General features: G+C 62.8%; 24 protein-coding genes and 1 tRNA gene. 14 read left to right on the forward strand and 11 right to left on the reverse strand.

Annotated elements, in window-relative coordinates; all coding sequences use genetic code 11:
• Positions 1-41 precede the first annotated feature (41 nt).
• Positions 42-1,346 (forward strand): polyamine export protein PaeA, encoded by a 1,305-nt coding sequence (paeA, locus tag AC1D3B_RS08565; protein WP_478190227.1) that lies wholly within the window; start codon positions 42-44, stop codon positions 1,344-1,346.
• A gap of 3 nt (positions 1,347-1,349) precedes the next feature.
• On the opposite strand, the gene AC1D3B_RS08570 is transcribed toward paeA, so the two are convergent.
• Together AC1D3B_RS08570 and AC1D3B_RS08575 are read right to left on the reverse strand one after the other, a co-directional pair.
• Entirely contained in the window at positions 1,350-2,015 is a 666-nt protein-coding gene (locus AC1D3B_RS08570; protein WP_478190228.1) for a lytic transglycosylase domain-containing protein, read from the reverse strand.
• The gene (locus AC1D3B_RS08575) at positions 2,012-3,760 is read right to left on the reverse strand and encodes a proline--tRNA ligase (protein ID WP_478190229.1); all 1,749 of its coding nucleotides are present in this window, start codon (positions 3,758-3,760) and stop codon (positions 2,012-2,014) included. The genes AC1D3B_RS08570 and AC1D3B_RS08575 overlap by 4 nt, the downstream gene beginning before the upstream one ends.
• 127 nt (positions 3,761-3,887) lie before the next feature.
• On the opposite strand from AC1D3B_RS08575, the gene AC1D3B_RS08580 reads away from it, so the two are divergent.
• Positions 3,888-4,538, forward strand: coding sequence for an RNA pyrophosphohydrolase (locus AC1D3B_RS08580; protein WP_478190375.1), 651 nt, complete (start codon positions 3,888-3,890; stop codon positions 4,536-4,538).
• Positions 4,539-4,566: 28 nt separating this feature from the next.
• Positions 4,567-5,079, forward strand: a complete 513-nt coding sequence (locus tag AC1D3B_RS08585) for a CNP1-like family protein (protein WP_478190230.1) — start codon at positions 4,567-4,569, stop codon at positions 5,077-5,079.
• Positions 5,080-5,095: 16 nt separating this feature from the next.
• Here the strand turns inward: AC1D3B_RS08585 and proB are convergent, their stop codons facing one another.
• From proB to rplU, 4 genes are all read right to left on the reverse strand, one after another.
• Positions 5,096-6,241 carry a glutamate 5-kinase gene (gene proB / locus AC1D3B_RS08590; RefSeq protein ID WP_478190231.1) on the reverse strand — a complete coding sequence of 382 codons (1,146 nt, stop codon included), beginning with the start codon at positions 6,239-6,241 and terminating at the stop codon, positions 5,096-5,098.
• Between the two features lie 68 nt (positions 6,242-6,309).
• Positions 6,310-7,365, reverse strand: coding sequence for an Obg family GTPase CgtA (cgtA, locus tag AC1D3B_RS08595; RefSeq protein ID WP_478190232.1), 1,056 nt, complete (start codon positions 7,363-7,365; stop codon positions 6,310-6,312).
• 68 nt (positions 7,366-7,433) lie between these two features.
• Entirely contained in the window at positions 7,434-7,691 is a 258-nt protein-coding gene (rpmA, locus tag AC1D3B_RS08600; protein ID WP_093105745.1) for a 50S ribosomal protein L27, read from the reverse strand.
• A 12-nt stretch (positions 7,692-7,703) separates the two neighbouring features.
• Positions 7,704-8,015, reverse strand: coding sequence for a 50S ribosomal protein L21 (gene rplU / locus AC1D3B_RS08605; RefSeq protein WP_077001508.1), 312 nt, complete (start codon positions 8,013-8,015; stop codon positions 7,704-7,706).
• Positions 8,016-8,177: 162 nt separating this feature from the next.
• Between rplU and AC1D3B_RS08610 the strand changes: the two genes are divergently transcribed.
• The 10 genes from AC1D3B_RS08610 (at position 8,178) to AC1D3B_RS08655 (ending at position 17,448) form a co-directional block, all read left to right on the forward strand.
• On the forward strand, positions 8,178-9,194 hold the full coding sequence (locus tag AC1D3B_RS08610; protein ID WP_478190233.1) for a polyprenyl synthetase family protein: 1,017 nt from the start codon (positions 8,178-8,180) through the stop codon (positions 9,192-9,194).
• Between the two features lie 37 nt (positions 9,195-9,231).
• A tRNA-Pro gene (locus AC1D3B_RS08615) sits at positions 9,232-9,308 on the forward strand.
• A gap of 119 nt (positions 9,309-9,427) precedes the next feature.
• Complete coding sequence (pilB, locus tag AC1D3B_RS08620; RefSeq protein WP_478190234.1) at positions 9,428-11,161, forward strand: type IV-A pilus assembly ATPase PilB; 1,734 nt, start codon at positions 9,428-9,430, stop codon at positions 11,159-11,161.
• Between the two features lie 20 nt (positions 11,162-11,181).
• Positions 11,182-12,408 carry a type II secretion system F family protein gene (locus AC1D3B_RS08625; RefSeq protein WP_478190235.1) on the forward strand — a complete coding sequence of 409 codons (1,227 nt, stop codon included), beginning with the start codon at positions 11,182-11,184 and terminating at the stop codon, positions 12,406-12,408.
• Positions 12,408-13,253 carry a prepilin peptidase gene (locus AC1D3B_RS08630; protein ID WP_478190236.1) on the forward strand — a complete coding sequence of 282 codons (846 nt, stop codon included), beginning with the start codon at positions 12,408-12,410 and terminating at the stop codon, positions 13,251-13,253. Before AC1D3B_RS08625 ends, AC1D3B_RS08630 begins: the two co-directional genes overlap by 1 nt.
• Before the next feature lie 13 nt (positions 13,254-13,266).
• Complete coding sequence (gene coaE / locus AC1D3B_RS08635) at positions 13,267-13,869, forward strand: dephospho-CoA kinase (protein WP_478190237.1); 603 nt, start codon at positions 13,267-13,269, stop codon at positions 13,867-13,869.
• A 78-nt stretch (positions 13,870-13,947) separates the two neighbouring features.
• Positions 13,948-15,441 carry an MBOAT family O-acyltransferase gene (locus tag AC1D3B_RS08640; protein ID WP_478190238.1) on the forward strand — a complete coding sequence of 498 codons (1,494 nt, stop codon included), beginning with the start codon at positions 13,948-13,950 and terminating at the stop codon, positions 15,439-15,441.
• 1 nt (position 15,442) lies between these two features.
• Entirely contained in the window at positions 15,443-16,456 is a 1,014-nt protein-coding gene (locus AC1D3B_RS08645; RefSeq protein ID WP_478190239.1) for a hypothetical protein, read from the forward strand.
• A 30-nt stretch (positions 16,457-16,486) separates the two neighbouring features.
• The gene (gene zapD / locus AC1D3B_RS08650; RefSeq protein ID WP_478190240.1) at positions 16,487-17,242 is read left to right on the forward strand and encodes a cell division protein ZapD; all 756 of its coding nucleotides are present in this window, start codon (positions 16,487-16,489) and stop codon (positions 17,240-17,242) included.
• Entirely contained in the window at positions 17,239-17,448 is a 210-nt protein-coding gene (locus tag AC1D3B_RS08655) for a DNA gyrase inhibitor YacG (RefSeq protein WP_478190241.1), read from the forward strand. Before zapD ends, AC1D3B_RS08655 begins: the two co-directional genes overlap by 4 nt.
• A gap of 33 nt (positions 17,449-17,481) precedes the next feature.
• Here AC1D3B_RS08655 and mutT read toward each other — a convergent pair whose 3' ends face one another.
• From mutT to secA, 4 genes are all read right to left on the reverse strand, one after another.
• Positions 17,482-17,916: an 8-oxo-dGTP diphosphatase MutT gene (gene mutT, locus AC1D3B_RS08660; protein WP_478190242.1), complete on the reverse strand. Its 435-nt coding sequence runs from the start codon at positions 17,914-17,916 to the stop codon at positions 17,482-17,484.
• Between the two features lie 8 nt (positions 17,917-17,924).
• Positions 17,925-18,800 (reverse strand): ATP-binding protein, encoded by an 876-nt coding sequence (locus AC1D3B_RS08665; RefSeq protein WP_478190243.1) that lies wholly within the window; start codon positions 18,798-18,800, stop codon positions 17,925-17,927.
• A gap of 76 nt (positions 18,801-18,876) precedes the next feature.
• Positions 18,877-20,106, reverse strand: coding sequence for a bifunctional glutamate N-acetyltransferase/amino-acid acetyltransferase ArgJ (gene argJ, locus AC1D3B_RS08670; RefSeq protein ID WP_478190244.1), 1,230 nt, complete (start codon positions 20,104-20,106; stop codon positions 18,877-18,879).
• 22 nt (positions 20,107-20,128) lie between these two features.
• Positions 20,129-22,906 carry a preprotein translocase subunit SecA gene (gene secA, locus AC1D3B_RS08675; RefSeq protein ID WP_478190245.1) on the reverse strand — a complete coding sequence of 926 codons (2,778 nt, stop codon included), beginning with the start codon at positions 22,904-22,906 and terminating at the stop codon, positions 20,129-20,131.
• A 177-nt stretch (positions 22,907-23,083) separates the two neighbouring features.
• Here secA and AC1D3B_RS08680 point away from each other — a divergent pair, with 177 nt between their 5' ends.
• The gene (locus tag AC1D3B_RS08680; RefSeq protein WP_478190246.1) at positions 23,084-23,389 is read left to right on the forward strand and encodes a hypothetical protein; all 306 of its coding nucleotides are present in this window, start codon (positions 23,084-23,086) and stop codon (positions 23,387-23,389) included.
• A gap of 25 nt (positions 23,390-23,414) precedes the next feature.
• Here the strand turns inward: AC1D3B_RS08680 and AC1D3B_RS08685 are convergent, their stop codons facing one another.
• Entirely contained in the window at positions 23,415-26,066 is a 2,652-nt protein-coding gene (locus AC1D3B_RS08685; protein WP_478190247.1) for a M12 family metallo-peptidase, read from the reverse strand.
• Positions 26,067-26,171: the final 105 nt, after the last annotated feature.

Consider the following 26,171-nt stretch of genomic DNA (forward strand, 5'->3'; position numbering starts at 1 on the left):
CCACGGGTCATGGCACCATGTCGGTCTTCATCGACCGACCCATGACCCTGACTCAAAGCCTGCTGGTCATCGTTGCACTGATCGCGACGAGCGCCTTTTTCTCTCTTGCTGAAATCTCCCTGGCCGCTTCCCGTCGCCTGCGCCTGCGCCAGATGGCGGACGAAGGTGACGCACGCGCGGAGCGGGTGATGCGCATCCAGGAACAGCCTGGCCACTATTTCACCGTCGTGCAGATCGGCCTCAACGCGGTGGCGATCCTGGGAGGCGTCGTCGGCGAAGGATCGCTCAGTCCCTATTTCGCGCGCTTCTTCGAGATGTGGCTCAGCGTGGAGGCATCGCAGAACGCCGCCTTCCTCGCGTCGTTTGTCACGATCATCGCGGTCTTCCTCGTGTTCGCGGACCTGTTCCCCAAGCGACTGGGCATGAGCAATCCGGAGAAGCTCGCCGTGCGCATGGTCGGACCGATGCAGGTCCTGATCACCACCTTCAAGCCGCTCGTCTGGCTGTTCACGACCTGCACGGACCTGCTGTTCAAGCTGCTCGGCATGCCGAGCCAGCGTGACGAGAAGATCACCTCGGCCGACATCCTCGCCATGACCGAAGCCGGCGCGCGCGCCGGCGTGCTCGCCGTGCGGGAGCAGCAGGTGATCGCCAATGTCTTCGAGCTCGATACGCGGCTGGTCAGCAGCGTGATGACGTCACGCGACCGCATCGCATGGTTCCTGCGGGACGACCCCGAGTCGGTCCTGCGTGCGCGCATCGTGGCCGAACCCTTTTCGGCCTACCCGGTCTGCGAAGGCGACATCGACCATGTGCTGGGCTATGTCGACGCCAAGGACATGTTCCAGCGCGTGCTGAGCGGGCAGCCGCTCTCCTTCGCCCAGGGCCTGCCGCTGCACAAGGCGCTGGTCGTCCCGGACCGGTTGTCGCTGACCGAGGTCCTCGAGCAATTCCAGCAGGCGCACGAGGACTTTGCGATCATCGTCAACGAATACAGCCTCGTGGTGGGCGTGATCACGCTCAACGACGTGATGAGCACGGTGATGGGCGACCTGGTCGGCGCGCAAGACGAGGAGCAACAGATCGTCAGGCGCGACGAGAATTCCTGGCTGATCGACGGCGTGACGCCCATCCAGGATGTGCAGCGCGCACTCGACATCGATGTGCTGCCCCACGGCGACGAATACGAGACGCTCGCCGGCTTCCTGATGGTGATGCTGCGCCGCGTGCCCAAACGGACCGACAGCGTGACCTGGGCGGGCTATACCTTCGAGGTGATGGACGTCGACAGTTTTCGGATCGACCAGGTGATGGTCACGCGCGTGGGCGCCGTGTCCAAGGGCTGAGGATCAATCCTCCAGCCGACGATCCTTGAACACCCAAAGGCGATGGTTGGCAAAGACGGCGTCGGGGTAAGGCGCCTTGCCACGGCTGCCGTTGTAGCGGCCGAGCGTCATGAAGAGGTCGCCCTGCTCGCGATCGAGGTAGTGCCTCAGGATCACGCAGCCGAATCGGAGGTTCGTCTGCATGTGGAACAGCTTGGACGGGTCGCCGTCGCCGATGACGCGCGTCCAGAAAGGCATCACCTGCATGTAGCCGCGTGCGCCGGCGCTGGAGACGGCGAACTTGCGGAAGTTGCTCTCCACTTGAACCAGGCCAAGCACAAGGCTGACGTCCAGACCGGACCTGCGAGCCTCGTACCAGACGGTCTGCAGGAATTCCTTGCGCGTCGGCCAGTCAGGCACCTTCTTCTTGAGTCGCTCGCTCATCTCGCCCAGCCAGCGCAGGTAGGCGAGCCGCGCCTCCGTGCTGCCGAACTCAGGCACGGGGGGCGCCTTGTTGTGGATCGCCGAGCTCAACGCGGTACGCACCGAGTCGATCAGCGGTTCCTCGATCTGGGCGCCGGCCAGGGCGCTGCGGGGCAGCATCAGGGACGCCACGCCTGCCGCGACACTGCCAAGGCACAGTCGCCGCGAAAGGCCGGACGCGCTCCCGTGCGTCGCCGTCAAGCTCATGCCGGAGCCAGCTTGCCGGCAATGAATTCGGCGATGCCCGCCGCAGGCACCTTGGTCGCGGCGGTGTCGCGACGGTGCTGGTATTCGAGCTGGCCTTCCTTGATGCCCCGGTCAGAGATCACGACGCGGTGCGGTACGCCGATCAGTTCCCAGTCGGCGAACATGGCGCCCGGGCGCTCGCCGCGATCGTCCAGCAGCACGTCGACGCCGGCCGCGAGCAGTTGCTCGTAGAGCGCCTCCGCCGCGGACTTGACCTCGGCGCTACGGTCCATGCCGATGGGGCAGACCACGACTGTGAACGGCGCGATCGCGTCGGGCCAGATGATCCCGCGCTCATCGTTGTTCTGCTCGATGGCGGCAGCGGGCAGCCGGGTGATGCCGATACCGTAGCAACCCATTTCGAGGAACTGGGGCTTGCCGGCTTCGTCGAGAAAGGTCGCATTCATGGGCTTGCTGTACTTGGTGCCGAGCACGAAGACGTGGCCGACCTCGATGCCGCGCTCGATCGCCAGCAGGCCCTTGCCGTCGGGAGAGCGATCGCCGGCCACCACGTTCCGGATGTCGGCCACCGCGTCGGGTTCCGGCAGGTCGCGGCCCCAGTTGACGCCGGTCATGTGGAAGTCGACCTCGTTGGCGCCGGTGATCCAGTCGACCATGACGGCCACCTCGCGATCAGCGACGATCTTCACGGACTGCTTCAGGTTGAGCGGTCCAAGGTAGCCGGGCTTGCAGCCGAAGTGATCCTCGATCTCGGTGATGGTCGCGAAGCGGAAACCCTTGTCCAGCCCCGGCACCTTGCTCACCTTGATCTCGTTCATGTCGTGGTCGCCGCGAACGAGCAGCAACCAGACCTCGGAGCCCCTGATGTTGCCTGCTGCGTCGACGACATCGGTTGCGAGGACCAGCGACTTCACGGTGGTCGACAGCGGCACGCCCAGCAGGGCGGCCACGTCTTCGCAGGTGCTCTTGCCCGGCGTCGGCGTCTTCGCGAGTGGTTGGGTGGCCGTGCCTCGCGGACCGGCTGGTGCGAGCGCCTCGGCCTTCTCCATGTTGGCAGCGTAGTCGCTGTCGGGGCAGTAGACGATCGCGTCCTCGCCGGTCGCGGCGATCACCTGGAACTCCTGGCTCACGTCGCCACCGATGGCGCCGCTATCCGCGGCGACGGCCCGGTAGCGGAGGCCGAAGCGGTCGAAGATCTTGCGGTACGCATCGGCCATGACCTGATAGCTGGCTTTCGCGGCATCGAGGTCGCGATCGAAGCTGTATGCGTCCTTCATGATGAACTCGCGCCCGCGCATCAGGCCGAAGCGCGGACGGCGTTCGTCGCGGAACTTGGTCTGGATCTGGTAGAAGTTCTTCGGCAGTTGCTTGTAGCTGCGGATCTCCTGGCGCGCTATGTCCGTCACGACCTCTTCGCTGGTCGGCTGGATGACGAAGGAGCGATCATGCCGATCCTTGATGCGCAGGAGTTCGGGCCCATAGGCCTGAAATCGGCCGGCTTCTTCCCAGATCTCGGCAGGCTGCACCACGGGCATGGCGAGTTCGACGGCACCTGCACGGTCCATTTCCTCCCGGACGATCGCCTCGACCTTGCGGATCACCCGCAGGCCCATCGGCATGTAGGTATAGATGCCGGTGCCGAGTTTCTTGATCATGCCGGCCCGCATCATGAGGCGATGGCTCGCGACTTCGGCATCGGCCGGCGCTTCCTTGAGGGTGGAGATAAAGAATCGGGAAGCTTTCATCGGTCGCGGGCAGAGGGTACGGGTAGCGGATGCTGGGGAGCAGGCCTTGACAGGACCTGGAACGGTCGCTTGCCGTGTGCAACCCGGCATGCATAATCGACTCAGTTCAAAAAATTGGGGTTTGATTATGCTCGACCGGGACGGCTTCAGGCCCAACGTCGGCATCATCCTGCTCAACCAGAGAAACCAGGTTTTCTGGGGTAAACGCATTCGCACCCATTCCTGGCAGTTTCCGCAAGGCGGCATCGATCGCGGCGAAAGTCCCGAGCAGGCGATGTTCCGGGAACTGCACGAGGAAGTAGGCCTCCACCCGGAGCATGTGCGCATCGTGGCCCGTACCCGTGACTGGTTGCGCTACGAGGTGCCGGATCGGTTCATCCGCCGTGACGCACGCGGCCACTACAAGGGCCAGAAGCAGATCTGGTATCTGCTGCAATTGATCGGTCACGACTGGGATCTGAACCTGCGTGCCACCGACCATCCGGAGTTCGACGCGTGGCGTTGGCACGACTATTGGGTCCCGCTGGACGTCGTGGTCGAATTCAAGCGCGGCGTCTACGAGATGGCGCTGACCGAACTCGCCCGCTACCTGCCTCGGCAGGATTTCCGCAACCGCTTCCTGCGCAGCAACGTGCGTGCTCGCGAATTCGAGCGCCATCCGCCGACTGCAGGCCATGAATCCCATTTCGAGTTGCCCCCCGGGGCAAGTTTCGACCCGAATCCCAATGCCTCTCATCCAGCGCCCGACCCCAGCGACCCTCTCCATCTGCAGCGCTAGGCGTGCTCTCGCCCTCGCTTTCGTCTGCTTGCTCGCTGCTTGCAGTTCGCAACCGAGGGACACCGACAACAAGGACTGGGCGCAAGCCGGATCGCCGCCGCTGCCGACCGTCACGGCCAAGGACGGCGAATGGAAGGAAAGCGAAGTTCCGCCTCCCCCTGCCTATGACGAAAAGAAGTTGCTCCCGATCGAGATGCCGCGCCATTTCAGTCTCCAGTACGGCATCGATCCGACCACTATCTCCGTGACGCGTGACGGTGTCGTCCGATATGTGATCGTGGCCAACAACAAGGCCGGCGGTGGAACCAACGCCTTCTACGAAGGCGTCCGGTGCGAGACTGATGAGGTGAAACAGTACGCCCGCTTCAACCAGGGAGCCTGGCATCACGTCTCGGACGCGGAATGGAAGCGCTTCAACGACCTCAACTCACGGTATGCCAAGGAATTGGCTTCGCAGGCGCTGTGCCGCGGCCATTCTGCCCGCCTGTCCGTGAACGATATGGTCCGGCAACTCAAGAATCCGATCCGAGAGGTCGAGTAGGCGCCTCGGACGCAGGTCAGCGACTGTCGGGCATCAGCACCATGTTGTCGCGATGGACCATTTCAGGCTCCGCGACATATCCCAGCAGGCGCTCGAACTCCGTTGACGGCTTGCGACACAACATCCGCGCCTCGGCGCTCGAGTAGTTGGCCAGGCCTCGGCCCAGTTCGGCGCCGCGCTCGTCGCGAATGGCGATCACGTCGCCGCGCGAGAACTCCCCTTCGACGGCTGTCATGCCGATCGGCAACAGGCTCTTGCCCTCTCCGCGCACCTTGGTCGCAGCGCCTGCATCCACCAGGACCGCCCCTCGCAACTGCAGATGATCGGCCATCCAGCGCTTGCGCGCCTGGTGCTTGGCCGTCTGGGCAATCAACAGCGTGCCGATGGGTTCGCCTCTCGTCAGACGCAACAGGGCGTTCGGCTCGCGTCCCCAGGCGATGACTGTCGATGCACCGGAGCCTGCCGCGCGCTTGGCCGCGAGGATCTTCGTGATCATGCCTCCGCGGCCGATGCTGCTGCCTGCACCGCCTGCCATCGCTTCGAGTGCCGGGTCTCCCGCAGCCGCCTCATGGACGAAGCGGGCGTCGGGATCCTTGCGCGGGTCGGCGGTGAAAAGGCCCTTCTGATCGGTCAGGATCACCAGCGCATCGGCCTCGACCAGATTGGCGACCAGTGCGCCCAGGGTGTCGTTGTCACCGAACTTGATTTCGTCGTTGACGACCGTGTCGTTCTCGTTGATCACCGGTACGACGCCGAGCGCGAGCAAGGTGACCAACGTGGAACGCGCATTCAGGTAACGCTCACGATCGGCGAGGTCCGCGTGCGTTAGCAGCACCTGTGCGCTGCCGATGCCGTTTTCACGCAGCTTGGTCTCGTAGATCTGCGCCAGCCCCATCTGGCCGACTGCGGCGGCCGCCTGTAGTTCATGGATCTCGTGAGGGCGTACACGCCAACCCAGCCGCTTCATGCCCTCGGCAATGGCACCGCTGGACACCATCACCACTTCGCGCCCATCCTGCACCAGCGTGGCGAGTTGTCGGCACCATTCGCCTATGGCGTTTTCGTCGAGGCCACGGCCTTCGTTGGTGACAAGGCTGGAGCCGACCTTGACGACGATGCGCCGTGCATCACGGAGGGCGCTGGAACCACTACTGGAAGTCATTTGAGCCTGTTGCGGTCGTGGAGTGCTGCAGGAATCGCTGTCTGGAGCGCCATTGAATGGCCCGGTGCTCAGGAAAAACGCGGATCGATCTCCGTCGGCGGCTGCTCGGCTACCTGCTCTGCCTTGACATGCTGGTAGATGGCCTGGACCAATGGCTCGCAGCCCTCGCGCGTCAGTGCCGAAATCTCGAACACCGGCCCCTTGAAGCGCTGCCGCTTGACGAAGTCCTTGACGCGCGCGGAGCGCTCATCCGTGGGCACCATGTCGAGCTTGTTCAGGACCAGCCAGCGCGGCTTCTCATACAGCGCCGCGTCGTACTTCTTGAGTTCGCCGACGATGGCCTTGGCCTGCGCGACGGGATCAACGCTCTCGTCGAACGGCGCCAGGTCGACCACATGGAGCAGCAGCCGGGTCCGCTGAAGATGGCGCAGGAACAGGTGCCCAAGGCCTGCGCCTTCGGAAGCGCCTTCGATCAAGCCGGGTAGGTCCGCAACGACGAAGCTTTGCTCCGGCCCGACGCGCACCACGCCGAGATTCGGGTGCAGTGTGGTGAACGGGTAGTCGGCGATGCGTGGGCGCGCATTGGAAATCGCACTGATGAGCGTCGACTTGCCGGCATTCGGCATTCCGAGCAGCCCTACGTCGGCCAGCACCTTCAGCTCGAGCTTGAGGTTCTTCTTTTCGCCAGGCCAACCGGGGGTCTTCTGGCGGGGCGCCCGATTGATAGCGCTCTTGAAGCGCATGTTGCCGAAGCCGCCATCGCCACCCTTCGCGATGGTGATCATTTCGCCCGGTGTCAACAACTCGTAGAGCACCTCGCCCGTCTCGGCGTCCGAGATAATTGTGCCGACGGGCATCTTCAGGGTGATGTCGTCGCCAGCGGCACCGAACATGTCCGAGCCCATGCCGTGTTGTCCGCGCTTGGCCTCATGGCGGCGCGAGAACCGGAAGTCGACCAGCGTGTTGAGATTCGAATCGGCCACGGCAAACACGTGACCGCCACGTCCACCATCGCCGCCGTTCGGCCCCCCGAATTCCTTGTACTTCTCATGGCGGAACGACACACAGCCGTTGCCACCGTCGCCAGCAGCAACGTCGATGAAGGCTTCGTCCACGAACTTCATGAGATGTCCAGTTTACAAATGAAGAAGCCCCGGCAAAGCGGGGCTTCGAAAAGATCGAAGTGACTGGCTCAGGCCGGGGTCACGTTGACCGTGTGCTTGTTGAGCGCACCCTTGGTACCGAACGACACGTGGCCGTCGACCAGGGCAAAGAGCGTGTGATCCTTGCCCACGCCGACATTGACGCCGGGGTGGAACTGAGTACCGCGCTGGCGCACGATGATCGAACCTGCGCTGATCAGCTCACCGCCAAATGCCTTCACACCGAGCATCTTGGGCTTCGAATCGCGCCCGTTTCGCGTTGAGCCGCCGCCTTTTTTCTGTGCCATGGAATCAGCTCCTTAGCCGGCGATCGCGCCAATTTGCAGTTCGGTGAACTGCTGGCGATGGCCTTGACGTTTCTGATAGTGCTTGCGACGGCGCATCTTGAAGATGCGAACCTTGTCGTGCTTTCCGTGCGACAGTACCGTGACTGTCACCGTTGCGCCGGACACCAGGGGTGTACCAACCTTGATTGCGCTGCCGTCGCCGACTGCGAGCACCTGGTCGATCACGATTTCCTGGCCTACGTCCGCAGCAATCTGTTCTACTTTGATTTTCTCGCCGGAAGCAACGCGATACTGCTTGCCACCGGTTTTTATGACCGCGTACATTTTGACCTCTTGAAATAAGATGGCTCTACGGCGAATTCCGCAGAGCCCTACATTCTAGCACGCGAGACGCCCCTCGAACCAGATGCCTTGGGCCGCTCCGCGTTGGCTGGGGCGGCCTCCCTATAATCTGCGACTTCCAGCCCCGCGCCATCGTCGCACTCCATGCAGCGCGCAAGCGCCCTTGTTTTGTCAGTTCCCGCCGCCGACACCTCCCCCGCCGCTGCCGTTCTGGCCCTCATCGCTGAAGACATGGCGGGGGTCGATCGCGTTATCGCCGACCGTCTCGATACTGGAGTGCCCCTGGTCCGCCAAGTATCCAGATACATCATTTCCGCTGGCGGCAAGCGGCTACGGCCGGCGTTGCTTCTTCTCATGGCGGGATCGCTAGGCTATCGCGGGGAGCAGCGATTCAACTTGGCAGCCGTCGTGGAATTCATCCATACCGCAACGCTGCTACACGACGACGTCGTCGATGAGTCCACTCTGCGCCGGGGCCGGCCGACCGCCAATGAGTCATTCGGAAACCCGGCCAGTGTCCTGGTCGGAGACTTCCTCTACTCCCGGGCTTTCCAGATGATGCTGGGTGCCAATGACGTCCGGATCATGGAAATCCTCGCGGACGCGACCAACGTCATCGCCGAGGGCGAGGTGCTGCAGCTGATGAACATGCACGACGCTTCTCTCGACGAGGAGGCCTACCTTCGCGTGATCCGCTCCAAGACTGCAAAGCTGTTTGAGGCGAGCACACGCCTCGCAGCGGTCCTGGCGGGAGCGTCGCCGGAAGTTGAACAGGCCTGCGCTACATATGGGCAGGCTCTTGGCACCGCCTTCCAGGTGATCGATGACGTGCTCGATTACGCCGGGGACGCCAACGAGACCGGCAAGAATGTGGGGGATGACTTGCGCGAGGGCAAGACCACGCTGCCGTTGATCCTCGCGATGCAAAGGGGCACACCGGACCAGCGCGATCTGATTCGCGCTGCCATCGAGGCGGGCGACGCGGCGCAATTACCCCAAGTTGTTGCCATCGTGCGCGAGACCGGCGCATTGGAAGCCACGCGGGCGGCGGCGGCGGCGGAAGCCCAACGCGCAATGGATGCACTTCGTGGTTTTCCTGCGAATTCGCACTCCGCCGGTTTGCTACAATTAGCGGCTCAGTTGCTTGAGCGACGCGCCTAAGTCACCACGAAGGACGACTCTCTTTTCTTGCAACCATCGGGGTGTAGCTTAGCCTGGTAGAGCGCTACGTTCGGGACGTAGAGGCCGGAGGTTCGAATCCTCTCACCCCGACCAGCCTTTTGGGGCTGTAATTGCCAAATGCTGCGCGCTCAAATGAGCCCGCAGCGGTTTACAGTCCTTAGGCGATCAGCGATGATCGTGAAGCAATTTTTCACGTCTCTTACATTCGTTGAATGGCCGCTGCCGAACCCCTAGTCAAAGAAAGCTCGTCGATCGCTCTTCCGGGCCTCGCACGTGCATTGGTCTCGGCTGGAAAGCTCCCCGCAAAAGTCGCCGAAGACATCTACCAGAAGTCCCTCAGCGGTCGCACCAGCTTTATCGCTGAACTGACCGGCACCGGTGCCGTGTCAGCGGCAGACCTGGCCCATACCCTCTCGAGTGCGTTCGGGGCACCGCTTCTGGATCTCGACGCCATCGACCCTCAGCGCCTTCCAAAGGACCTTCTCGACCCGAAGCTTTGTCAGGCCTATCGAGTCGTTGTGTTGAGCAAACGCAACAATCGTCTCATTGTTGCAACAGCTGACCCGTCCGATCAGCAGGCAGCAGAAAAAATCAAGTTTGCGTCCCAGATGGGCGTGGACTGGGTGATCGCGGAGTACGACAAGCTCTCCCGAATGATCGAAGCGGCAGCGGTCACCGCCTCCGAAACCATCGACAGCATCATCGGGGCCGAGTTCGAATTCGACGAGGTGTCGGCAGATACTGCCGGTGAAACCAACGACCCGGCCGTTGCCGAAGTCGAAGACGCACCGGTCGTCCGCTTCCTGCACAAGATGCTTCTCGACGCGTTCAGCATGCGCGCCTCGGACATCCACTTCGAGCCCTACGAGCACAACTACCGCGTGCGTTTCCGCATCGACGGCGAACTGCGCGAGATTGCCAGTCCGCCCACGGTCATCAAGGACAAGTTGGCGTCGCGGATCAAGGTCATCTCCCGGCTGGACATCTCCGAAAAGCGCATCCCGCAGGACGGGCGGATGAAGCTCAAGATCGGCCCCGATCGCGTGATCGATTTTCGGGTGAGTACCCTGCCGACCTTGTTCGGCGAGAAGATCGTGATTCGTATCCTCGATCCGAGCAGCGCGCGCCTCGGCATCGATGCGCTCGGCTACGATGCGGACGAAAAGGAACGCCTGCTCCAGGCGATCGGCCGCCCATACGGGATGGTGCTGGTGACCGGGCCTACCGGCTCCGGAAAGACGGTGTCGCTCTACACCTGTCTCAACCTGCTCAACAAGCCCGGCGTGAACATCGCCACGGCGGAGGACCCATCCGAAATCAACTTGCCCGGCGTCAACCAGGTCAATGTCAATGAACGGGCGGGCCTGACTTTCGCGACGGCACTGCGCGCCTTCCTACGGCAGGACCCCGACATCATCATGGTCGGCGAAATTCGCGACCTGGAGACCGCAGACATCTCGATCAAGGCCGCGCAAACAGGTCACCTGGTGCTCTCCACGCTGCATACCAACGACGCGCCGACAACGCTCACCCGGATGCGCAACATGGGCATCGCCCCTTTCAACATCGCTTCCAGCGTGATCCTGATCACCGCGCAGCGCCTCGCGCGCCGCTTGTGCACGGTGTGCCGGGCGCCGGTGGACTTGCCCAAGCAAGCATTGATCGATGCCGGCTTCAAGGCGCACGATGTCGACAACTCCTGGAAGCCCTATCACCCGGTCGGGTGTTCCGCATGCAACGGCGGCTACAAGGGTCGTGTAGGCATTTACCAGGTCATGCCGATCACCGAAGAGATCCAGAAGATCATTCTTCGTGATGGCAGCGCCCTCGATATCGCGCGGCAGGCCGAATCCGAAGGCATCCGCTCGTTGCGTCAGTCGGGCCTGAAGAAAGTCATGCAGGGGTTGACCTCACTAGAAGAAGTGCTTGCGGTCACCAACGAATAGCATTCAGAAGCGGAGATCCAATGGCAACGGCAGCAGCATCAAACCGGACCACCCTGAAGGAATACGTCTTCGAGTGGGAGGGCAAGGACCGCAACGGCAAGACGGTACGCGGTGAAGTCAGGGCAGCCGGCGAGAACCAGGTGCAGGCGGCACTCCGACGTCAGGGCGTGCTCACAACGAAGATCAAGAAACGGCGGATGCGCTCCGGCAAGGCGATCAAGCCGAAGGACATCGCAATCTTCACCCGTCAGCTGGCCACCATGATGAAGGCTGGCGTGCCCCTGCTGCAAGCCTTCGACATCGTGGGTCGCGGCAACGCGAATCCGAGTGTGGCGAAGTTGCTCAACGACATTCGAAGCGATGTGGAAACGGGCACTTCGCTGTCCTCCGCGTTTCGCAAGTTCCCGAAGTACTTCGACAGCCTCTACTGCAACCTGGTGGAAGCCGGCGAAGCCGCCGGTATCTTGGAAGACTTGCTCGATCGTCTTGCCACCTACATGGAAAAGACCGAGGCGATCAAGTCGAAGATCAAGTCGGCGCTGATGTATCCGACTTCGGTGGTCGTCGTGGCGTTCGTGGTGGTCGCGATCATCATGATTTTCGTGATCCCGGCGTTCAAGCAGGTGTTCTCTTCCTTCGGCGCGGACTTGCCGGCACCGACGCTGATCGTCATGGCCATCAGTGAATACTTTGTCTCCTACTGGTGGCTGATTTTTGGCGTGATTGGTGGTGGCGTCTACTTCTTCCTCCAGGCTTGGAAGCGCAACGAACGCGTGCAAAAGGTGATGGACCGCCTGCTTCTGCGCCTGCCGATTTTCGGCGCGCTGATCGACAAGTCGTGTGTGGCGCGTTGGACCCGGACGCTGGCGACCATGTTCGCCGCCGGCGTGCCGCTGGTCGAAGCCCTCGATTCGGTCGGCGGTGCTTCTGGCAATTCGGTGTATGCCGATGCCACCGTCAAGATCCAGCAGGAAGTCTCGACCGGGACCAGCCTCACGACAGCGATGACGAATGCCAACCTGTTCCCGTCGATGGTCCTGCAGATGACCGCCATCGGCGAAGAATCCGGCTCGATCGACCACATGCTCGGCAAGGCAGCTGATTTCTACGAGTCCGAAGTCGACGACATGGTCGCGGGCCTCTCGAGCCTGATGGAGCCCATCATCATCGTCTTCCTGGGCGTCATCATCGGCGGGATCGTGGTCTCGATGTACCTGCCCATCTTCAAGCTCGGCCAGGTCGTCTGATGCTCGTTTCGCAGGGGGTGGACGCCGCGCTGGCCGGCGTGCTGGGGCTCTTGATCGGCAGCTTTCTGAATGTCGTGATCTACCGCCTCCCGAAGATGCTGGAAGCGCAATGGGCGGTCGAATGCGCCGGCGCAGGTGGCGGGGAAGCCGCCGCGCCAACCGAACGATTCAACCTGATGGTGCCGCATTCGCGTTGCCAGAAATGCGGTCATGCAATTCGCTGGTACGAAAACATCCCGGTCCTGAGCTATCTCTTCCTTCGCGGCAAGTGCTCGTCGTGCAAGACGCCGATCAGCATGCGCTACCCGCTGGTCGAACTGGCGACCGGCGCGCTGTTCGCCTGGTGTGTCTGGCGCATGCCCGGTCAATTCGGCAGCGTGGCGTGGTGCGGCTTTGCGGCGGCACTCCTTGCCTTGGCGCTGATCGACTGGGACACCACCCTGCTGCCGGACGACATCACGCTTCCCTTGCTCTGGGCCGGCTTGCTCGCGTCCACGGCAGGCTTTACCGGCGTGCCCCTCGCCAGTGCCGTCTGGGGTGCCGTTGCAGGCTACGTCTCCCTGTGGGCCGTCTACTGGCTGTTCAAGCTGACCACGGGCAAGGAAGGCATGGGCTACGGCGATTTCAAGCTCTTCGCTGCTTTCGGCGCCTGGTTTGGATGGCAAGCGCTGGTCCCGATCGTCCTGATGGCATCGGTCATCGGCGTGATCGTCGGACTCGCTCTCAAATTCAGCAGCGGCTTGCGGGAAGGCGGCTACGTGCCCTTCGGTCCCTTCCTGGCGGGTGCCGGCTTCACGGCAATGCTCTTCGGCCCTGACGCGATCCTTCGCGTGGTCGGCCTCTGAGGGCCTGCGCACCATGCGCATCGGCCTGACCGGGGGCATAGGCAGCGGCAAGAGCACTGTCGCGAGGATGCTGGTCTCGCTCGGTGCCGCGCTGGTCGATACCGACGCGATTGCACGCTCCGTCGCCGAACCGCAGGGCGCCGCCATGCCAGCACTCGAAGCTGAATTCGGTCGATCGATCATTGCTCCGGATGGGGGTCTGGACAGGGAACACATGCGCGGCATCGTCTTCGCCGACGCCCAGGCCAGGAAGCGGCTCGAGGCGATCCTGCATCCGCTGATCGGCGCCGAGTGCGAGCGGCAGGCAGCCACTGCAGCCGCGGGGCAACCCATCGTGTTCGATGTGCCGCTGCTGGTTGAATCCAGACGCTGGCGCGCGATCGTCGATCGGGTGCTGGTGATCGACGCCAGCGAAGAGACCCAGCTCCACCGCGTCCTCGCGCGATCGGACTGGACGCCCGAGGCGGTTCGCGCAGTCATCGCGCAACAGGCCAGGCGCGACCAGCGCAGGGCAGCAGCCGATGCCGTGATCTTCAACGAGAACCTGACCCTCGCGGAACTGTCTCTGGATGTCCAGGTCTTGTGGCAGCGGTGGACAGGATTCGACGCGCGATAATCGTCGACCCCACCGGCCCGGGCGCCGGACAACAAGAATGCGGAGCGCAAACGGCCCCGCGAGCCAATTCCCCCAAAGATGCTCTTCAATTCGTACGCGTTCATCTTCTGCTTTTTCCCGATCGTCTTCTTCGGGTTCTTCCTGATCGCAAAGCAAAATGCGCGTGCAGCGGCCGGATTCCTCGCGCTGGCATCACTGTTCTTCTATGGCTGGTGGAGCGTCCAGGCGCTGCCGCTCCTGGTGGGATCCATCTGCTTCAACTACTGGGCCGGCCTGCGCCTGACCAAGGGTCCCGGGCGCACGGATGTCGGGCGAAAGCGCATGCTTGTCTTAGCGCTCGTGGTCAATCTGGGCGTCCTGGCAACCTTCAAGTACGCCAACTTCTTTGTCAGCAATGTGAACGACGGCCTCGCCGCAGCCGGCGTTTCACCGCTTCCGCTGCTCCACGTGGCCTTGCCGATCGGCATTTCCTTCTACACGTTCACGCAGATCGCCTTCCTGGTCGACTGCTGGCAGGACAAGGTGCACGAGCGCAGCTTCGTGCACTATGTGCTGTTCGTCACCTACTTCCCGCACCTGATTGCCGGACCGGTGCTCCATCACGCGCAGATGATGCCGCAGTTCGCCAATCCGGCGACGTACCGCATGGACCTGAACAAGGTATCGCTCGGCCTCGCGATCTTCGTTTTCGGCCTGGCCAAGAAGCTGCTCATCGGGGATCGGATGGGAGAGTACGCGGATCTGATGTTCACGGGCGTGCACAACGGCACGCTTCCGACGCTCTACACCTCATGGCTCGGCGTCATGGCCTATACGCTGCAGATCTACTTCGATTTCTCGGGCTACTCCGACATGGCCGTCGGCCTGTCGCTGTGCCTGGGTGTACAGCTGCCACTGAACTTCAATTCGCCGTACAAGTCGACCAACATCATCGAGTTCTGGCGCCGCTGGCACATATCACTGTCCACCTTCCTGCGCGACTACCTCTACGTGCCCCTGGGCGGAAATCGAAAGGGTCCGGCGCGCCGCTACCTGAACCTCTTCCTGACCATGCTCCTCGGGGGACTGTGGCACGGCGCCGCCTGGACCTTCGTGATCTGGGGCGCACTGCACGGCATCTTCCTGATGATCAATCACCTCTGGAATGCGAAGGTGCGCCGCAACGTGGCGCCCGGGCGCCTGGCTCGCGTGCTCGGCTGGTTCATCACCTTCATCTGCGTGATGATCGCCTGGGTGGTGTTCCGTGCCGAAAGCATGAACGCCGCGATGGACATCTACAAGGGCATGCTGGGAATGCACGGTACCGAGCTTGCAGCCTTCACTGAGTTCGGACCGGTTCCGATCCGAAAGCCGGAGTTCTTCCAGACCATGCTCGTGGGCCTGTTCATCTGCCTCGCCTTGCCGCCGACGATCACGTTGCAGCGCTGGGTGCCTCAGGCCCAGGCGCTCGCAGGCCGTCCGCGCGTTGCCCGGATCTTCACCGGACTGATGGCCCTTTCGACCGCCATCCTGCTCGGCCTTTGCGTATCGAGGTTGGGCTCCTACAGCCCGTTCCTTTATTTCCAGTTCTGATATGACGCCCGCAAAACTCTGGCTGCAGATTTTCCTGGCCGGCTTCGCCATCATCGTTGCCATGCTCGTAACCACCTTGGGCACGACAGTACCTTATGGCGATCTGTCCCGGATCGGCCAGATTTCTGACAACGAGTTCGGATGGCAACTCGCCCAGCCTCACGTCGAGCCGGAATACCTCCGCGCCTCGCCCGTCACCGACGCGGACATCCTCGTCATCGGAGACAGCTTTTCCATGACCTACCGTTGGCAATCTGTGCTGACGAAAGCGGGCTACCGCATCACGACGATCTACTGGGGCCAGATCGGCGAAGCGCTTTGCGAGGACTTCGATGCCTGGCTGGACCACGTCGGTTTTCGCGGCAAGCTGGTTGTGCTTGAAAGCGTCGAACGCTTGCTTGCGGACCGCGTGGCGAACACCGCGAATTGCGTGAAGATGAAAAAGCCATTCGAATACAAGACGGAGCCCTTCTTCAAGCCTATCGAACAGGTGCCCGGATTCGAGCTCAACTGGAAGGGCAAGCTCACCTCAGGCTACACCACCTACATGAATACGCGCAGCGCCAAGAAAACCCCTGGTGAAACCCTGGCGAGCAAGCAGACGTGGGCGCGCCCCGTGGTCGATGGCTGTGCCTACTTCAGCAATCGTCTGTGCAACAAGGCCCTGTTTTTCAGGGACGATGACGACAATGGCGAACTTACGCCGGAAATGGTCAAGCAGATGCGCGCCTTCACAGATGCTCACACCGCACGCACGATCATGTGGATGGTCATACCGAACAAGACGACGGTCTATGTCCAGCCGGATCATTCGAAAGATTTTGTGACGGCCTTCCGGCAATCGGGCCTCGGCCCCGAGCTGTTCAGCTTCGCCAAAGGGCAGAAGTCGAAGGTCCGTGACTTCTATTTTCCCAATGACACGCACATCTCGATGCACGGCCAGTTGGTCCTTGGACAGCGAATGCTGGAAGAGGTGCGCAAGATCCTGCCCGAGCCGCCCGCCAAGGCTTCTTGAAGCTATCATCCCGACCGGAAGCCGTCACGCGTGATTCTTTACGAGTACCCATTCAACGAGCGCATCCGGACCTATTTGCGGCTGGAGCACCTCTTTCGCCGGCTCGGCGAGCTGGTGCCTGCCGATTCGGCCCTCTTGCACCACTACGCACTCGTCACGATCTTCGAGATCATGGACGTGGCAGCGCGCGCGGACCTGAAGGCCGACGTGCTGAGGGATCTCGACAAGCACAAGAATGTGTTCAATAGCTATCGCGGGAATCCGGCGATCGCTGAAACGGTGCTCGACCAGGTCGTCAGCAAGCTGGAAAGCAATTTCACGACGCTCAACACGGTGCCGGGCAAGGCCGGCCAGGCGCTGACCGAGAACGAATGGCTGATGAGCATTCGAAGTCGCGCCAGCATTCCCGGCGGTACCTGCGAATTCGATCTGCCGGCCTACTACGCTTGGCAGAACCGCCGGGCTCCGGAGCGCAGAGCCGACCTCGAGCGCTGGTCGTCCACGCTTGCCCCGCTGGCCGAATCCATCTACCTGCTGCTCAAGCTGCTGCGTGATGCCGACGTGCCTTACAAGGTCATCGCAACAAAGGGACAGTTCCAGCAAACGCTGCCGCAAGGCCGAAGCTTCCAACTCTTGCGCTTGCGCATCGACCCGAAGCTCGGGCTGATCCCCGAAATCAGCGGCAATCGTTTGATGGTGTCGGTCCGGCTGATGCGACACGAGGCCGACGACCGACTTCACCACAGCACCGAAGACACACCTTTCGAACTCACTCTTTGCGCATGAGCGGCACCAACTCCTTCGGCGAGCGGATCGTGCGCTGTCCGGCGTGTGGTCACGACAGCGTCTATGCGCCGAGCAACCCCTACAGACCCTTCTGCAGTGCCCGTTGCAAGGGCATCGACCTCGGTGCGTGGGCGAGCGAAGAATTCAGGATGCCAGCCGAAGCGCCTCCGGACGACGATCCGTTCGGCGATCCCAAGCGACAGTAAGGGCCATCCGCGCCACAGCGCCGGCAACGACGCTCAGCGTGTCGATGGATCGGACAGTGCAGGCAGTCCGCGCTCGGCCGACAGCCACCCCAGGACCGGCATCGCCCCCGGTAGCACCGGTTCGACATCGAGTGGCAGTTGCTGCCAGCACATCGACTGACCTTCGCGCATTTCGAAATCGCCGTCCCAGGCTCTGACCTTGCACCAGTGCAGCCGCACCAGCGCATGCGGGTAGTCATGCTCGGTCACCTTCCAGACTTCGGCGCCCGCGATCGTGATGCCGAGTTCCTCATGCAGTTCGCGCCGCAAGGCCTGCTCGACCGTCTCGCCTGCCTCGATCTTGCCTCCAGGAAACTCCCAGTAGCCAGCGTACGGTTTCCCTTCGGGCCGGGTCGAAAGCAGGAGCGCGTCATCTTCGCGGATCAGGATGCCGACCGCGACTTCGGTGTGCTTGCGCGAATCCGTCATGGCAGGCCTCAGGCAGCAGCTCGCCCGGCGTAGTCGCGTGCGAACTGGTAGGCCACGCGTCCGCTGCGGGAGCCTCGCTCCAGCGCCCAGACCAGCGCCTCGGGCCTGGCGGCCTCGATCGCCTTGGCGTCGACGCCAAACGACGACAGCCATTGCGCGACGATCGTCAGGTATTCGTTCTGGCTGAACGGATAGAAGCTCACCCACAGGCCGAATCGCTCGGAAAGCGAAATCTTCTCCTCGATCACCTCGCCGGGATGCACTTCGCCGTCCTCGGTGTGGGTATAGCTGAGGTTTTCCTTCATGTACTCGGGCAACAGATGGCGCCGGTTGCTGGTCGCATAGATCAGCACGTTGGGCGACGCTGCTGCGATGGAGCCGTCAAGGATCGACTTGAGCGCCTTGTAGCCCGGCTCGCCCTCGTCGAAGCTCAAGTCGTCGCTGAAGACGATGAATTTCTCGGGCCGGTTCGAAACCACTTCGACGATGTCCGGCAGATCCGTGAGTTCGGCCTTGTCGACCTCGATGAGGCGCAGGCCTTGCGGCGCATAGGCCTGCAGGCAGGCGCGAATCAGCGACGACTTGCCGGTGCCGCGCGCACCTGTGAGCAAGACGTTGTTCGCCGGCTTGCCCTCGACGAACTGACGCGTATTGCGTTCGATCTTCTCTTTCTGGATGTCGATTTCCTTCAGCGCATCGAGCGGCATCGTCGCCACGTGCCGGACCGCCTCCAGCGTGCCGTGGCCCGAACTGCGGCGGCGGTAGCGCCAGGCGATGGACGCGTTCCAATCGGGTGGCGCCGACAGGGGCTGCGGAAGGATCGATTCGATGCGGCTGATCAGTTGCTCGGCTCGCTCGATCAGGCGTTCGAACTTCTCGTTCATGTCAGCGACCGCCCGGCCGCCCGAAGGGCGCTGAGCACCCCCTCGGGGGGCAGCGAGCAAAGCGAGCGTGGGGGCTTCATGATCGGTAGTCGGCGTTGATGGAGACGTAGTCGTGACTCAGATCGCAGGTCCAGACTGTGTCTGCGGCGTCGCCGCGACCCAGGCCGATGCGCACGGTGATTTCGCTTTGCTTCATCACGCGCTGACCGTCTTCCTCGCGGTAGGTCGGATTGCGCCCGCCTTTGACGGCCACATGCACATCGTCGAGATGCAGGTCGATGCCCGTCTGATCCAGGTCGGCGATGCCTGCGTAGCCGACGGCAGCCAGGATGCGACCGAGGTTCGGGTCGCTCGCATAGAACGCGGTCTTGACCAGCGGCGAATGCGCAACCGCGTAGGCCACCTGCCGGCACTCCGCCGTATCGCGCCCGCCTTCCACCCGGATCGTGATGAACTTGGTCGCCCCTTCGCCGTCGCGTACGATGGCTTGCGCCAATTGGCGCGCGACGCCCTGCATCGCTTCGAGCAATGCGCGCCCATCGGCGGATTCGAGCGAAATGATGGTGCCGTGGTCGGCCTTCTGCGTGGCAATGACCACGAAGGAATCGTTGGTCGACGTATCGCCGTCGATCGTCACCCGATTGAACGACGCGTCCGCCAGTGCCTTCGCGAGCGGTTGGATCAGCGACGCATCGACCTTCGCATCGGTGGCCATGAAGCCGAGCATCGTGGCCATGTTTGGCCGGATCATGCCGGCGCCCTTGCTGATGCCGGTGATCGTGACGGTGGCGCCGCCGATCTGCACCTGCCGGCTGAAAGCCTTGGGCACGGTGTCCGTGGTCATGATGCCCTCGGCGGCGCGCGCCCAGTTCGCGGGTGACGCATCGGCCAGGGCCGCTGGCAATCCCGCCTCGATCCGGTCGATCGGCAGCGGCTCCATGATCACGCCCGTGGAAAACGGCAGGATCTGTTCCGGCGCGAGATTGAGCTTGCGGGCAAGGGCGATACAGGTCGCTCGAGCGCGTGCCAACCCGTCCTCACCGGTCCCGGCGTTGGCGTTGCCTGTATTGATCAGCATGGCGCGGATGCCGAAGTTGGTGGCCAGATGGTCGCGGCAAAGCTGCACGGGCGCGGCGCAGAAGCGGTTCTGCGTGAAGACGCCGCCGACCACAGCGCCCTCATCGATCAGCACGACCGTCAAGTCCTTGCGATTGGGCTTGCGCACGCCAGCTTCGGCGACGCCGATGCGCACACCGGGAACCGCGTGCAACGCCGCGGGATCGGGAGCGGAAAGATTCACGGGCATGGATGAGTCCTGCTGGAGAATTTCAGGTGAGCTTGCCGTGGCACTGCTTGAACTTCTTGCCACTGCCGCAAGGGCAAGGGTCGTTGCGGCCGACGCGCGCAAAGGCGGCAGCGCCAGCACTCAAGCCGCCGGCGGCCTGTCGGCGCATGCTTTCTTCATCGACGCGAACTTCGACTTCGCCAGTTTCGGTGGGCGCGGTGTAGGTAATGTTCGCCACGTTTTCTCCGCGGCTTTCCATCGCCTCGGCGGCCTGTTCAAGCTGTTCGGTGGACTGCACGCGCACCGTCATGAGTTGACGGGTGACTTCGTTCTTGACCGAATCGAGCAGTTGGCCGAAGAGTTCGAAGGCCTCGCGCTTGTACTCTTGCTTGGGCTGCTTCTGCGCGTACCCGCGAAGATGGATGCCCTGGCGCAGGTAGTCCAGCGAGGCCAGGTGCTCGCGCCAATGCGTGTCGATGCTCTGCAGCAGGACCATGCGCTCGAACTGCGTGAAATTCTCCTGGCCGATGAGCGAGACCTTGGCGTTGAACGCGTCGTTGGCCGCGTTCACGACCTTCTCGACCACGTCTTCGTCGCCGATGGCAGTCGCGGCCTCGACTTCCTTGCGCAGTGGGATCTCGATATGCCACTCGTCGGCGAGCACCTTCTCCAACCCGGTGAGGTCCCATTGCTCCTCGACCGATTCGTTCGGAACGTATTGACGGACCAGGTCCCCGAAGCATCCCTCGCGCAACCCTTCGATCTGCGCTGTCAGGTCAGCGGCATCGAGGATGTCGTTGCGCTGCTGGTAGATCACCTTGCGCTGGTCGTTCGACACGTCGTCGTATTCGAGCAACTGCTTGCGGACGTCGAAGTTGCGTGCCTCGACCTTGCGCTGTGCGCTTTCGATGCTGCGCGTGACGATACCGGCCTCGATCGCCTCGCCGTCGGGCATCTTGAGGCGATCCATGATCGCCTTCACGCGGTCGCCCGCAAAGATGCGCATCAGCGGATCGTCCAGGCTCAGGTAGAAGCGCGAGGACCCCGGGTCGCCCTGGCGTCCGGAACGGCCGCGCAACTGGTTGTCGATGCGGCGCGATTCGTGCCGCTCGGTCGCGATGATGCGCAGGCCGCCCAGCGATTTCACGAACTCGTGGTCCTTGTCCCATTGAGCGCGCAGTTGGGCGATGTCGGCAGCCTTGGCCGCGGGCTCGAGCGCCTCGTTGGCCTCGACGGCTTCGATCGCCTTCTCGACATTGCCGCCGAGCACGATGTCGGTGCCACGGCCCGCCATGTTGGTGGCGATCGTGATCATCTTGGTCCGACCCGCCTGTGCCACGATTTCTGCTTCGCGCGCGTGCTGCTTGGCGTTGAGCACCTGGTGCGGCAGGTCGGCCTTCTCGAGCAGTCCGGCGATGATTTCGGAATTCTCGATCGACGACGTACCGACCAGCACGGGCTGACCTCGCTCGAAGCACTCGCGGATGTCCTGGATGGCCGCATCGTACTTTTCGCGGGTGGTCTTGTAGACCCGGTCCAGCTGATCTTCGCGCTTGCTCGGCCGATTGGGCGGGATGATCATGGTCTCGAGACCATAGATCTCCTGGAATTCATACGCCTCGGTATCGGCCGTGCCGGTCATGCCTGCGAGCTTGGCGTAGAGCCGGAAATAGTTCTGGAAGGTGATCGACGCGAGGGTCTGGTTCTCGGCCTGGATCTCGACGCCTTCCTTGGCTTCCACGGCCTGGTGCAGGCCATCGCTCCAGCGGCGGCCCGTCATCAGGCGGCCGGTGAATTCATCGACGATGACCACTTCGCCCTGCTGCACCACGTAGTGCTGGTCGCGGTGGTACAGGTGCCGTGCACGCAGCGCTGCGTTCAGGTGGTGCATCAGCGTGATGTTGGCCGGGTCGTAGAGCGAAGCGCCCTCGGGGAGCAACTTGAATTCCGACAGGATCTGCTCCGCCTTCTCATGGCCGTCTTCGGTCATGAACACCTGATGCGTCTTCTCGTCGACCGTGAAGTCGCCGGGCTTCGTGACGCCCTCGCCGGTGCGCGGATCGGCCTCCCCTTCCTGCCTGACCAGCAGCGGGACGACCTTGTTGATCGCCAGATACAGCTCCGTGTGGTCCTCGGCCTGGCCGCTGATGATGAGCGGCGTGCGCGCCTCGTCGATCAGGATGGAGTCCACCTCGTCGACGATGGCGTAGTTCAGCCCGCGCTGGACCCGGTCGCCCGGCTCGTAGACCATGTTGTCGCGCAGGTAGTCGAAGCCGTACTCGTTGTTCGTGCCGTAGGTAATGTCGCTGCCGTAGGCCTGCTGCTTTTCCTCGCGAGGCATCTGTGGCAAGTTGATGCCGACGCTGAGGCCGAGGAAGTTGTAGAGCCGACCCATCCATGTGGCGTCGCGACTGGCGAGGTAGTCGTTCACCGTCACCACGTGCACGCCCTTGCCGGTGAGCGCATTGAGGTAGACCGGAAGCGTCGCGGTCAGGGTCTTGCCCTCGCCCGTTCGCATTTCGGAGATCTTGCCGTTGTGGAGCGCCATGCCGCCCAGCAGCTGGACGTCGAAGTGGCGCATCTTCATGACCCGCTTGGACGCTTCGCGAACAGTGGCGAATGCCTCGGGCAGCAGGTCGTCGAGTGTCTCGCCCTTGGCGAAGCGATCCTTGAATTCCTGCGTCTTGGCACGCAGCGCGCCATCATCGAGCTTCTCGAAGGACGGCTCCAGCGCGTTGATGCGTTCAACCGTCTTGCGATACTGCTTCAGGAGCCGGTCATTGCGGCTGCCGAAAATTTGGGTCAGGAAGTTGGTGGCCATGAATGGAGATCGAAGCACACTCGCTGCATGCGACTGCTTCGACCGAAATCCCTAAGATAGACGAGAAGGAACTTGGGCGCGCTTTGCCGGAAAGCAAGCCGACCGGCCCGCAGGATTGCCGGCAAACCATTGATTTTAGCCGCCTTGTCCAAACCTCCCGACCGCAGATCTTTCCCCATGAACCGCCGCTTCAACGCCGTCACTTTGCTCGAGGCCACAGAGGGCTCGCCCACCCTCGCCGGCCTCGCCGCGCGCGCCCGCGAATCGGGCGAGCGCCTCGCCGCAGTGCAGGACTTGATCCCTCCCGAGATGCGTGCCGGCGTCAAGGCCGGCCCGGCAGAGGGCGACGTCTGGTGCCTGTTGGTCTACGGGAGTGCCGCTGCCGCCAAGCTGCGCCAGTTGGCCCCCGTGCTGCAGGCACGGCTCAAGTCCCGCGGATGGGATGTCGCGACGATCCGTATCAAGGTGCAATCGCGCCATTGAGCGCGGATCGTGCTGCGCGCTGCGTTCAGGCGGCGACGTCCAGGTTGCCGCTCGACGGATCCGCTCCCGCTGCGTAGGCCGCGGCCTGGCTGGCGGCAAGCTCGAAGGCGAGCGGTGCGGGGCTCGCCAACGGCTTGGCCGTCGTGCCATTCCAGAAGCCAACGTGCTCAATGTCGCTCATGTTCACGGTCTGGAGCGTCGTGGTCGTCACGACATGCGTGGTCGGATTGGTGATCGACTTGACCAGTTGCGCCAGCGTGCGATCCGCGTTCAGGCTCCACGTGGCACCTGCGACCGTCTTCAGGTAGACCGTGTCACTGCCTGCGCCACCGGTCACCGTGGCATCGCCGCCGAGGTAGTAGGCGTTCGTTCCGTCGCCGCCAAGGATCACGCTCTGACCCTTGGCAACGAAAGTGTCATCGGCGGCACTGCCGGCGAACTGGTCGAAGGCCATTCCGGTGGCCTTGGCGGTCGTGCCGTTCCAGTACCCGATGTGCTCGATCCCGGTCATGTCGACCGTGGACAACGTGGTGATCGTGACGACCTTCGTCTTCGGATCGGTGATGCTCTTCGTCAATGTGGCTTGTGTGCGATCGGCATTGAAATTCCAGACGGCGCCGGCAACCGTCTTCAGGTACAGCGTGTCGTCGCCTGAGCCGCCGACCACGGTCGCATTGCCGCCGACGTAGATCGCGTCGTTGCCATCGCCTGCATCGATTTCACCCTCGCCCTTCGCCACGAAGGTCTCGTTGCCTGACGTGCCGGTGAAGGCATCCCAGGCGCCACCCGTCGGCTTGGCGCTCGTACCGTTCCAGAAACCGATGTGCTCGATCCCCGTCATGTTCACCGTCTGGAGGGTCGTCGTTGTCACGACCTTGGTCTTGGGATCGGTCACGCTCTTGGTGAGAACGGCCTGTGTGCGATCGGCATTGAAGTTCCATGCCGCGCCCGCGACCGTCTTGAGGTAGATCGAGTCATCTCCCGACCCGCCGGTGACCGTTCCGCTGTCTCCGACGAAGAACTGGTTGATGCCGTCGCCACCGGACATTTCGCTCTTGCCCTTGGCTACGAAAGTGTCGTTCCCGGTGGTGCCGCTGAACTCGTCGTAGATGAAGGCACCCGTCCCCTTGATCGCCGTACCAGTCCCGGAGCCGCTCCAGAAGCCGACGTGTTCGATGCCGTCCAACGTCACCGTCGACAGGGTGGTGATCGTCGCGACCTTGGTGTTCGGGTCCGTGACGGTCTTCGTCAGCGTGGCCGTGGTGTGGTCGTCACTGAGCTTCCACACAGCGCCCGAGACGTTCTTCAGGTAGACGGTATCGCTCCCTGCACCGCCCGTGACAACGTCGTCAGCGCCGGTCAGGAAAAAGGCGTCGTCGCCGATGCCACCATCCAGATGGTTGCCTTCGCCATTCGACACGAAGGTGTCGTTGCCGCTTCCGCCCACCGCGGTCTGGATGTGGCTTCCAGTCGCGATCTTGACGTTGTTGATGCCGGTGTACGTCGGCGTTCCGAGCACCGACGAAATGGGCACGAGCTTGCCGTTGACCATCGTCTTCGTGGCCGTATAGGCGGCCTTCCCGCCGACGCTGGCGTATGCATCGTGGATGCCGATGCTGCTGAAGTTGCCCGCCCGAAGATCGACGATGTTGGTGCCCGTCTGGTTCGACAGGTCGATCGTGCTGTCCGTGTTGCTGCTCCAGATGGTCTGCGACATCGCCTGGCCGTCCGACCATGAGAAGTCCTGCGCCTCCGCGGTCCCCGGCGCGCCGTAGAGATACTGCAGCGCCATGATGTCGTTCGCCTGCAGGGTGTCGGGATTGATCGTCGATGTGACATACATCCCGCCGGCCTGCTTGATCTCCTTGACGTTGCTCGCGTCCTTGTACGACATGATCGTATTGCCGCGGTTGTCGCTCGCAGCCGGCAGGTAAGGACCTTGCGTTCCGCCGCCGCCTGCGTTGTAGTTGCCGGGATGCTTGAGTCCCAACGCGTGCGAGGTTTCATGGAGGATCACCTCCCAGGTGTAGCCGCCCTTGTCGGCGTTGGCATAGCTGCCCTGGTTGTTGGCCAGCATGACCGTCGACCCGACGGTCGCGTTGGGGTACGACGCATAGCCGGCGCTCGCGGCTTGCACGTTCGATCCGTACTTGATGTCACCGCCGGACGCCACTTCGGTGAAAGTGAGGCCTGCCACCGTCGAGACATAGGCAAGCGCGTCGCGCACCGCCTGCTTGTGCGTTTCGTCCAACGCCTGGAAGCCGCTGGCATCCGAACCGGACAAGCCGCTCGCGCTGTCGATGAAGCTGAACGTCAGTTCATGGCGCGCGACGGCGGAGGGAACCAGGCCACTCGCACCCGCCGTATGAAACCAGGCGCTACCACCTGCAAGCAGGGCATCGATGTTGATGTTGCCCGAAGGCTTGATCCTGTTGGTGTAGTCGACGGGCGCTGGCGCCGCGGCGACGGCAGCGGCTGACATTTGCGCACCAGCGGCGCTGATCGTGACGCTCGCGGCGGAAGGAGCAACGGGAGCCGCCTCGCTGTTCGCGAGCGCGGCCGGATTCGCCGCGGAGGTCCTGGTTGCTTCGGTGGCTGACGCCTCGTTTGCGTCCTGGATCCCTGCATTGAGCAGTTCCAGTCGCATCGACAAGGTGATGGAAGAAGTGGAGGACATGAAGATCGCCTTGAGGGGGTACCCCCGTTATCGGACGAACTTCCGGAATCTTTAGGCGGCCCCTCGCATTGAGCGGCCGCGACGATGCGCATCACAGTGCATTCG

This window comes from Variovorax sp. P5_A3, assembly GCF_056400665.1.

What these genes read in the sequence shown, in the direction of transcription:
- paeA (WP_478190227.1), top strand. Translation starts at nt 42, where the DNA reads ATGACCCTGACTCAAAGCCTGCTGGTCATCGTTGCACTGATCGCGACG.
- AC1D3B_RS08570 (WP_478190228.1), bottom strand. Translation starts at nt 2,015, where the DNA reads ATGAGCTTGACGGCGACGCACGGGAGCGCGTCCGGCCTTTCGCGGCGA.
- AC1D3B_RS08575 (WP_478190229.1), bottom strand. Translation starts at nt 3,760, where the DNA reads ATGAAAGCTTCCCGATTCTTTATCTCCACCCTCAAGGAAGCGCCGGCC.
- AC1D3B_RS08580 (WP_478190375.1), top strand. Translation starts at nt 3,888, where the DNA reads ATGCTCGACCGGGACGGCTTCAGGCCCAACGTCGGCATCATCCTGCTC.
- proB (WP_478190231.1), bottom strand. Translation starts at nt 6,241, where the DNA reads ATGACTTCCAGTAGTGGTTCCAGCGCCCTCCGTGATGCACGGCGCATC.
- cgtA (WP_478190232.1), bottom strand. Translation starts at nt 7,365, where the DNA reads ATGAAGTTCGTGGACGAAGCCTTCATCGACGTTGCTGCTGGCGACGGT.
- rpmA (WP_093105745.1), bottom strand. Translation starts at nt 7,691, where the DNA reads ATGGCACAGAAAAAAGGCGGCGGCTCAACGCGAAACGGGCGCGATTCG.
- rplU (WP_077001508.1), bottom strand. Translation starts at nt 8,015, where the DNA reads ATGTACGCGGTCATAAAAACCGGTGGCAAGCAGTATCGCGTTGCTTCC.
- AC1D3B_RS08610 (WP_478190233.1), top strand. Translation starts at nt 8,178, where the DNA reads ATGCAGCGCGCAAGCGCCCTTGTTTTGTCAGTTCCCGCCGCCGACACC.
- pilB (WP_478190234.1), top strand. Translation starts at nt 9,428, where the DNA reads ATGGCCGCTGCCGAACCCCTAGTCAAAGAAAGCTCGTCGATCGCTCTT.
- AC1D3B_RS08625 (WP_478190235.1), top strand. Translation starts at nt 11,182, where the DNA reads ATGGCAACGGCAGCAGCATCAAACCGGACCACCCTGAAGGAATACGTC.
- AC1D3B_RS08630 (WP_478190236.1), top strand. Translation starts at nt 12,408, where the DNA reads ATGCTCGTTTCGCAGGGGGTGGACGCCGCGCTGGCCGGCGTGCTGGGG.
- coaE (WP_478190237.1), top strand. Translation starts at nt 13,267, where the DNA reads ATGCGCATCGGCCTGACCGGGGGCATAGGCAGCGGCAAGAGCACTGTC.
- AC1D3B_RS08640 (WP_478190238.1), top strand. Translation starts at nt 13,948, where the DNA reads ATGCTCTTCAATTCGTACGCGTTCATCTTCTGCTTTTTCCCGATCGTC.
- AC1D3B_RS08645 (WP_478190239.1), top strand. Translation starts at nt 15,443, where the DNA reads ATGACGCCCGCAAAACTCTGGCTGCAGATTTTCCTGGCCGGCTTCGCC.
- AC1D3B_RS08655 (WP_478190241.1), top strand. Translation starts at nt 17,239, where the DNA reads ATGAGCGGCACCAACTCCTTCGGCGAGCGGATCGTGCGCTGTCCGGCG.
- mutT (WP_478190242.1), bottom strand. Translation starts at nt 17,916, where the DNA reads ATGACGGATTCGCGCAAGCACACCGAAGTCGCGGTCGGCATCCTGATC.
- AC1D3B_RS08665 (WP_478190243.1), bottom strand. Translation starts at nt 18,800, where the DNA reads ATGAACGAGAAGTTCGAACGCCTGATCGAGCGAGCCGAGCAACTGATC.
- argJ (WP_478190244.1), bottom strand. Translation starts at nt 20,106, where the DNA reads ATGCCCGTGAATCTTTCCGCTCCCGATCCCGCGGCGTTGCACGCGGTT.
- secA (WP_478190245.1), bottom strand. Translation starts at nt 22,906, where the DNA reads ATGGCCACCAACTTCCTGACCCAAATTTTCGGCAGCCGCAATGACCGG.
- AC1D3B_RS08680 (WP_478190246.1), top strand. Translation starts at nt 23,084, where the DNA reads ATGAACCGCCGCTTCAACGCCGTCACTTTGCTCGAGGCCACAGAGGGC.
- AC1D3B_RS08685 (WP_478190247.1), bottom strand. Translation starts at nt 26,066, where the DNA reads ATGTCCTCCACTTCTTCCATCACCTTGTCGATGCGACTGGAACTGCTC.